This is a genomic window from Variovorax sp. P4_D9, assembly GCF_056401695.1.
Map to the genome: position 1 here is coordinate 1 of NZ_JBFUIU010001323.1, position 1,722 is coordinate 1,722.

General features: G+C 65.8%; 1 protein-coding gene and 1 pseudogene. Both read left to right on the forward strand.

The window, feature by feature from the left end:
• The first annotated feature begins 303 nt into the window (after nucleotides 1-303).
• Nucleotides 304-1,260, forward strand: coding sequence for an alpha/beta fold hydrolase (locus AC1DY5_RS54465; RefSeq protein WP_478122502.1), 957 nt, complete (start codon nucleotides 304-306; stop codon nucleotides 1,258-1,260).
• A gap of 7 nt (nucleotides 1,261-1,267) precedes the next feature.
• Nucleotides 1,268-1,722: pseudogene (locus AC1DY5_RS54470) on the forward strand (Acg family FMN-binding oxidoreductase); the annotation flags it as partial.

Sequence of the window (1,722 nt, forward strand, 5' to 3'; positions counted from 1 at the left end):
CCTCCGATTGCGTGCTAGTGAGCTGGTGTCGTAAAGGAGGCGCGGCTGGCTTGAACGATCGACGTAGGAGGCGACTGCATCTGGCGCTCGGTCACCAGATCAAGAGCGAGTTCGGATTTTGGACTCGTGGACGTCTCCCTTGTCGACTCGAAGGACCGGGCTGGAATCGGCCAAAGGGCTGCCGATGGCGGGCATCGAGACGGCACGCAAGCTGCCGGATGAGACCTTGCCGTCGAACGGGCTTATGGTTAGATCACTGACGTGGATCAACCGCCGTGGCGCGGGGCGCCCGAGAATCGGTCGGTGCGCATCGCCCTGGTCATCGTTGCCTTCGTGCTCGCCGTCATCGCAGCGGCTGCATGGAGAAGCTATTCCTCCGATCTGTCGAATGCACAGGCGCGGGTATCCTCGAGCAGCAAGCTAATCGCGACGCCCTGCGGAAACATCGAGTACGCGGTGGCAGGGTCCGGCGCCCCCTTGCTGGTCATCCATGGCGCCGGGGGCGGCTTCGACCAAGCGCTCCTATTCGGGCAGCCACTGCTGCGGGCCAGCGTCCAGATCGTCGCCCCCTCGCGCTTCGGCTATCTGCGCACGCCGGCGCCGGATGAGCCCTCAGCACAAGCGCAGGCCGACGCCCACGCATGCTTGCTCGATGCGCTGAGGATCGAGCGAATCGCGGTGCTGGGGGCGTCGGCCGGGGCGCCCTCGGCAATGCAGTTCTGCATCCGCCATCCGCAGCGTTGCAGTGCGTTGGTGCTCCTGGTGCCTGCGGCCTACGCGCCGGCGCATGCCGGGCAGACGATGGAGGTGCCGCCCACCTTGCAGTTCGTCTTCGACCATATCCTCACGTCCGATCTTGCGCTCTGGACTCTGACGCGACTGCGGCCGAGCCTGCTCGTGCGCACGATGCTCGCGACACCGCTCGCAGTCTTCGATAGCGCCAGCGAGCAGGAGCGGGCTCGGATCCTGGCGGTCATCAATGGCACGCAGCCGGTCAGCCAGCGCGCCGCAGGGCTGAGGATCGACGCGCGAATCACCTCCACACTGCCGCGCTACGAGCTCGAGCGCCTCGCGGCCCCGACGCTGCTGATCAGCGTGAAGGACGATCTCTTTGGAACCTACGAGAACGCCCGCTACACGGCGCAAGAGATCCGTGGAGCGAGGTTTGTTTCCTATCCCACAGGCGGGCATGTCTGGCTGGGACACGAAGAAGAGGTCTGGCGCGAAGTGGCGGGCTTCGTCACCCAGACGTCGCCGTGACGTGAGCATGGAACGCCGCAACTTCATTCGAATCGTGGGCGGGGGCGCGGTGATGTCAGCATCGGCTGGCCTCACAGGGTGCAACTCGCGCATGCCCGCTGAGGCGATCGAGGCCTGGCAAGGCCCCGCGCCGCAAGTGGAGCTGCGCCGCTGGATCTTGAGCTACGCGATCCTCGCACCCCACTCGCACAATCTGCAATCCTGGCTTGTGGACCTGGGCACTCCGGATGAGATCTTGCTGCGCTGCGACCTTACCCGCCTGCTGCCCGACACCGATCCGCACTCGCGGCAGATCATGATGAGCCACGGTACCTTTCTCGAACTGCTGGACATCGCGGCGCGCGAACGAGGTCTGCGCGCCGCCATCGAGCCGTTTCCCGAAGGTGCATTCGCCGCGGAGAAGCTCGACCAGCGGCCCGTGGCACGCATCCGCCTGTCACGCGACCCGTCAGTCAGCAGGGA